The sequence below is a fragment of the Tabrizicola sp. genome (assembly GCF_051645465.1).
Classification (GTDB): domain Bacteria; phylum Pseudomonadota; class Alphaproteobacteria; order Rhodobacterales; family Rhodobacteraceae; genus Tabrizicola.
The window spans coordinates 21,806-28,008 of the sequence record NZ_JBOFBI010000140.1 but is presented as its reverse complement, the minus strand read 5'-3'; the positions used below and the strand labels follow the sequence as shown (position 1 = coordinate 28,008).

The 6,203-nt window shown below is 64.8% G+C and carries 6 protein-coding genes; 4 read left to right on the top strand and 2 right to left on the bottom strand.

The window, feature by feature from the left end:
• The 4 genes from ACRCSW_RS08710 to ACRCSW_RS08695 all read left to right on the top strand — a co-directional run.
• Window positions 1–1,020, top strand: a 1,020-nt coding sequence (locus ACRCSW_RS08710) for an ABC transporter ATP-binding protein (RefSeq protein ID WP_438704281.1), incomplete at its 5' end; no start/stop codon positions are given.
• A gap of 1 nt (window position 1,021) precedes the next feature.
• Window positions 1,022–1,936 carry an ABC transporter permease gene (locus tag ACRCSW_RS08705; protein ID WP_438704279.1) on the top strand — a complete coding sequence of 305 codons (915 nt, stop codon included), beginning with the start codon at window positions 1,022–1,024 and terminating at the stop codon, window positions 1,934–1,936.
• Window positions 1,933–2,772: an ABC transporter permease subunit gene (locus ACRCSW_RS08700; RefSeq protein ID WP_438704277.1), complete on the top strand. Its 840-nt coding sequence runs from the start codon at window positions 1,933–1,935 to the stop codon at window positions 2,770–2,772. The genes ACRCSW_RS08705 and ACRCSW_RS08700 overlap by 4 nt, the downstream gene beginning before the upstream one ends.
• A complete protein-coding gene (locus ACRCSW_RS08695) occupies window positions 2,765–3,613 on the top strand; it encodes a dimethylsulfonioproprionate lyase family protein (RefSeq protein WP_438704275.1) in 849 nt (282 codons plus the stop codon). Before ACRCSW_RS08700 ends, ACRCSW_RS08695 begins: the two co-directional genes overlap by 8 nt.
• Before the next feature lie 141 nt (window positions 3,614–3,754).
• On the opposite strand, the gene ACRCSW_RS08690 is transcribed toward ACRCSW_RS08695, so the two are convergent.
• Together ACRCSW_RS08690 and ACRCSW_RS08685 are read right to left on the bottom strand one after the other, a co-directional pair.
• On the bottom strand, window positions 3,755–4,993 hold the full coding sequence (locus ACRCSW_RS08690; protein ID WP_438704273.1) for an NAD(P)/FAD-dependent oxidoreductase: 1,239 nt from the start codon (window positions 4,991–4,993) through the stop codon (window positions 3,755–3,757).
• Between the two features lie 47 nt (window positions 4,994–5,040).
• Window positions 5,041–6,201: an iron-containing alcohol dehydrogenase gene (locus tag ACRCSW_RS08685; protein WP_438704272.1), complete on the bottom strand. Its 1,161-nt coding sequence runs from the start codon at window positions 6,199–6,201 to the stop codon at window positions 5,041–5,043.
• Window positions 6,202–6,203 lie beyond the last annotated feature (2 nt).

The window sequence follows — 6,203 nt, the reverse complement described above, 5'->3', positions numbered from 1 at the left end:
CTGACCGTCGGGAAGGGAGAGATCTTCTCGCTTCTCGGCGGTTCCGGCTGCGGCAAGACCACGCTTCTGCGCATGCTTGCAGGGTTCGAGGAACCGACCGCCGGCCGCATCTTCCTTGACGGGCGCGACATGGCCGGGGTGCCGCCGTGGGAGCGCCCGGTCCACATGATGTTCCAGTCCTACGCCATCTTCCCGCACATGACGGTCGAGGCGAATGTCGGCTACGGGTTGAAGCATGAGAAAAGCCTGAGCAAGTCAGCCCGGGCCGCCCGAGTGGCTGAGATGCTGGACCTCGTCCAACTCACCCCCTACGCCAAGCGCAAGCCGCACCAGATTTCCGGCGGCCAGCGCCAGCGGGTCGCCCTAGCCCGCGCACTTGCCCGGCAACCGAAACTCCTGCTGCTCGACGAACCCCTTGCGGCGCTTGACAAGAAGCTCCGCGAACATACCCAGTTCGAGCTGATGTCGATCCAGGAACGCACCGGCGTCACCTTCATCGTCGTGACCCATGACCAGGAAGAGGCGATGACCCTCTCCGACCGGATCGCGGTGATGGACAAGGGTCAGGTGAAACAGGTCGGCAGCCCGACCGAGATCTACGAATTCCCGAACAGCCGGTTCGTGGCCGGGTTCATCGGGTCGGTGAACAGCTTCGAGGCCACCGTCCTTTCCCGCGAAAAGCCGCATCTCCGTCTGTCGGTGCCGGGCCTCGGCGGCGAGGTTCTGGCGCGGGACACGCCTGCGGTCGCGGAAGGCCAGAAGGTCACCCTCGCCGTCCGGCCGGAGAAGATGCACTTGGCCAAGGACCGGCCCGACGCCGCCAATGTGTTCCAGGGACAGGTCCAGGACCTCGCCTATTTCGGCAAGGACAGCCTTTACCGCATCGCGCTCCCCGAAGCGCTGGTGCAGGCCCATGCCGTCAACGCAAGGCGCGGGGACGAGGGCACGAGGATCGCCGACTGGGACGACGCGGTCTGGCTGTCCTTCGACCCGGCCTCGGCCATCGTGCTGGGGGAATAGCATGTCGGGCGGGGGCTTCTCACGCTGGTTCGATCGGAAGGGCTGGGCCCAGATAGTAATTGGCGCGCCGTATGTCTGGCTGGTGCTGTTTTTCCTCTTCCCCTTCCTCATTGTCGTCGTGATGAGCGTGGCGACCAACACCCCCACCGCACCGCCCTTTTCCATTGGCGGTGACCACCCTTGGGTGAACCCGGACTCGTTTTACCGGATCGCGACAGACGGGTTGTACCTCAGGGCCTTCCTGATCTCGATCGTCAATGCCTTCGCGGCGGCAGCTCTTTGCCTCCTGATCGGTTATCCCATGGCGCTGGCACTGACGCGGGTGTCGAAAAGCTGGCGCAACATCCTTCTGATGCTGGTGATCCTGCCGTTCTGGACCTCGTTCCTCTTGCGCGTCTACGCGTGGATGGGGCTGATGGGCAAGAATTCCTGGTTCAACGGGCTTCTGACCGACACCTGGAACTTCCTCGTGCCGATCGACTGGGCGGTGCGGTCGGTGCCGATGATGCACACGAATTTCGCCGTGGTGCTGGTCCTGGTCTACACCTACCTGCCCTTCATGATCCTGCCCTTGTACGCGAGCCTGGAACGGCTTGACCCGACGCTGGACGAGGCCGCAGTGGACCTCGGCTCGCGCCCGAGCCAGGTCTTCCGTGACGTGACCCTGCCGCAATCGGTTCCCGGCATCATTGCTGGCGGCATGCTGGTCTTCATTCCGGCGGCGGGTGAACTGGTGATCCCCGACCTCGTCGGCAACGATTCCCGGCCGATGATAGGACGCCTCATCCTGGATGAATTCGCGCAAGCCCGCGATTGGCCCATGGCGTCGGCCATAGCAGTTTCGCTTCTGGTGCTGATGGTCATCCCGACCATGATCTACAGTCACTACCAGGCCAAGGCGGAGGGCTCGAAATGAAGCGCAACTCGACCTTCCTGATCACCGTCCTCTGCTTCGGCTTTGCATTCTTCTACATCCCGATCCTGTCGATGATCGTCTACAGCTTCAACTCCTCACGGCTGGCCACCGTCTGGGGCGGGTTCTCGACCAAGTGGTACGGCTCGCTCCTTTCCAACGAAAAGGTCCTCGACGCCTTGGTGCTGTCTCTGCAGATCGCCTTCATTTCGGCCTCTATCGCCACGATCCTTGGCACCATGGCCGGACTTGCCTTGGCCCGGTTCATCAAGTTCCGGGGGCGCGTCCTGTTCTCGGGCCTCGTCATTGCACCCCTGATCATGCCGGAAGTGATCACCGGCATCTCTGCGCTGATCTTTTTCATCATGATGGCGGAATGGGTCGGTTGGCCGGCGCAGCGCGGCTTTACCACCATCACGCTTGCCCACATAACCTTCTGCATGGTCTTCGTGACCACCATCGTCCAGGCCCGCATGGTCCAGTCCGACCGCGCCATCGAAGAGGCTGCGATGGACCTTGGATCCCGCCCCTGGCAGGTCATGTTCGACATCACCCTTCCGGTGATCTCGCCCGCGATCCTCTCCGGCTGGCTTCTGGCCTTCACGATATCGCTTGATGATGTCGTCATCTCTTCCTTTGTCACCGGCCCCGGCACCACGACACTGCCCCTTCTGATCTGGTCCAAAGTCAGGCTTGGCGTGACCCCTGACATCAATGCCTTGGCGACGTTGATGGTCCTGACCGTCGGGGCAGGGGTCATCGCCGCAAGCATCATCATGGGTCGCGCCGAAAGGCGGCGCCTCGCCGAAGAACGCCTCGCCTTCCGCAGCAATGACTGACCCGCTTTCGCTTCTCCACACCCCGCTCGGGCAGCTCGGCTCGGGTCGCGTCCGGTACGGTGCTGCAATGGCCCTTTGGCGCGACGGCCTGATCAGCGCCGAGGTGCTGGAGATCTACCGCGTCGCCTCGGCCCATGATACCCACGATCCGCTTTTGACCCTCCGCGAACGGGAGATGCCCCTGCCACCCCTCCCGCCCAAGGAAAGCCCGCTGCGGAACCTCTACCTCACCGCCAGGGACTATCTCCTGACGCTCGACCACGCCGGGGCCGAAGAGGTCCGCACCGGTTTGCCGCCCGACCCAGGACCGGAACACCCCGTGCCGACGCAAACGAACGCCGTGGTCGACCGCTGGCTTTCGCCCGCGCTGCAGGCGCTGGCCGACCGCCCCGCCGTGTCGCAGGCGATTGCGGCGGCGGCGGACCAGCTGCAATGGATCACCTATGACCTCTACCCCCGCGCCGAGATCGGCGAGGCTTTCGCCACCGGCCACGCCTACGCCTCGATCATGGGCCGTGAGGCACCCTTCGCGGCCGATGACTTCGACCTCGGCATCTTTCTGATCGCGCCCGGCGTCCTTTACCGCGACCACCGCCACGCTGCGCCCGAGCTTTACGCTCCTCTCACCGGACCCCATGGCTGGCGTTTCGGCGTGGGCCGACCGCTGATGGTGAAACCCGCACATAAGCCGGTCTGGAACCCGCCGTTCCAGCCGCATCTGACCAAGGTCGGGCGGCTTCCCTTCCTCGGCTTCTTCGTCTGGACCGGGGATGTGAACGAAACCGCCCAGGTCCTGCCCAGCGATGACTGGGACAAGGTCGAGGGCGTTGAGATTACCTAGCGCCGGATCAAACCTGACGGAATCGCTGTCTGCAAACCGCCCATCGCCTCCTCCTCGTGCACTTCGTGTACTCGTCGGGGCTGCCTCAGCGAGGAGTGCACGAAGTGCTCGACGAGCGGTTCCACAAGACCCGGTCGCGCTCTAGAACCGTCCGGCCCTGAGCGGTGCGATATCTATCGGCGGCTTTCGATTTGCCACCAGGTCGCCCACGATCCGCGCCGTGATCGGGGCCATCGTCACCCCCAGATGCCCATGCCCGAACGCATGGATCACGTCGGCCCCACCCTGCGACGGACCGATCACTGGCAGGCTGTCCGGCAGGCTTGGCCGGAAGCCCATCCAGTCGCGGTCCGGTTCTCCCAGCTCCGGGAAGAACGCCCTTGCACCTTCGATCAGCTTCCGCACCCGATGCGGCGAGGGCGGCAGGCTCAGCCCACCCAGTTCCACCGTCCCCGCGACCCGCAGGCGACCGGCCATCGGACAGAAGTAGAATCCGCGCGACGTGGGGCAGGTGGGGCGGCTGAGCAAAGGCTCTTTCATATCCCATTCAACATGATAGCCGCGCTCAGTATCCAGCGGGATGCGATCCCCCGCCTGCCGCGCCAGCGCCCCCGAATGCGCACCCGCCGCGATCACCACTTTCCGGGCATGGAGGTGCAGCCCCGGCCCCTCGATCACCACGCCAGCCGCGCCCCGCGTCAAACGCTCGGCCTGCGCCTGCAGATGCCCCGCGTTGCCCAGGGCCGCCTCGGCGATCAGCCCCATCATCTGCCCAGGATCGTCCAGAAAGGTCGCCCCGGTGAAATAGGCGGCACCTCCAAGGCCCGCTGGCAACCCAGGTTCCAGCTCGGCCAGCCGATCCGGTCCGACCAACTCGACCTCCACCCCCAACGCCTGGCGCTTTTCCATCTCGGTCCAGGCGGCCACAAAGGCCTTCGGCGTCTCGTAGAGATAAAGACATCCCCGCCGCTGTAGGATGCCGGCCCCCGCCACCCGCAGCGCCAGCTCGTCCCAGCGTTCCCCTGAATCGGCCAGAAGCGCCGCAATCGCCCGCGCATTCCGCTCGGCAGCCACAGGCATCGACTGCCAGAGGAACCGCAGAAGCCATGGCGTCAGGCTTGGCAAAGCCCGATGCCGGATCGCCAACGGAGAGGTCCTGCTGAACAGAAGCGACGGCAGCGACCTAAGCACGTCAGGCGTGCCGACCGGGCTGGTGGCGTAACCCGCAATCGTCCCAGCGTTGCCATAGCTTGCCCCCATGCCGGGCTGGCCGGGGTCGACCACAACGACCTCGTGGCCCGCTTCAACCAGCTCCAGCGCGATGGTCAGCCCCACCACGCCCGCGCCGATCACGGCAATTTCGGTTTGCTCTCGGGGCACCACGGTCCTAAACGCCCGCCAGGGCCGAAACCCTGGCGGGCCGGTCCCTACATGCACGCCTCGTAAAGCGCCCGGGTGTTCTTCTTCGTCATCTTCACCGGGTTTGCCCCGGCGGTCGGATCCTCCAGCGCCATCTTGGTCAGCATGTCGAGATCGGGGTTCTTCACCCCAAGCTTCGTCAGGGTCTCCGGGATGTTCAGCTCCGCCCGCAGGTCCATGATCCGCGACCGGAAGCCCTTGAACCCACCCTTGATCCCGCAATAGGCCGCCGCTGCCGCCAGCTTGTCCTTCACCGCCTTCCGGTTGAAGTCCAACACCATCGGCATGACCACGGCATTCGTCGTGCCGTGGTGGGTGTTGTAGATCGCCCCGATCGGGTGGCTAAGGGAATGGATCGCCCCCAGCCCCTTCTGGAACGCCACCGCCCCCATCGCCGCCGCCGACATCATGTGCGCACGGGCCTCAAGGTCGTCGGGGTGCTTGTAGGCCTTCGGCAGGTTCTCGAACACCAGCCGCATCCCCTCCACCGCAATGCCCTGGCTCAGCGGGTGATAGAAGGGCGAGCAATAGGCCTCCAGGCAATGCGCCAGCGCGTCCATGCCGGTGCCTGCGGTGATGAACTTCGGCATGCCCACCGTCAGCGCCGGGTCGCAGATCGTGACCTTCGGCATCAGGGCGGGGTGGAAGATGATCTTCTTGATATGGGTCGCGCTGTTCGTCAGCACCCCCGCCCGGCCAACCTCGGACCCTGTCCCAGCCGTCGTCGGCACCGCAACGACCGGCGCGATTTTCGAGGCATCGGCGCGGGTGTACCAGTCGTCGATATCCTCAAGATCCCAGACCGAAAGCTTGGGCTTCTGGTTCGCCATCAGCGCGATCATCTTGCCAAGGTCAAGCGCGGAGCCCCCGCCGAAGCAGATCACCCCGTCATGCTTGCCCGCCTTGTAGACGGCAATCCCGGCGGCCATGTTCATCTCGTTCGGGTTCGGGTCGACCTCGGAAAAAACCGCCCGGCCAAGCCCCGCCTTCTCCAGCACATCCAGCGCCGCCGCCGTGATCGGCAGCGGGGCCAGCGCCTTGTCAGTGACCAGGAGCGGGGCCTTCAGCCCGACGGACTTGACATGATCGGCAAGCTCCGAAATCCGGCCGACGCCGAACTTGATTGCGGTCGGGTAGGACCAGTTCCGGCTGGGTACGTTGTGGGTCATGT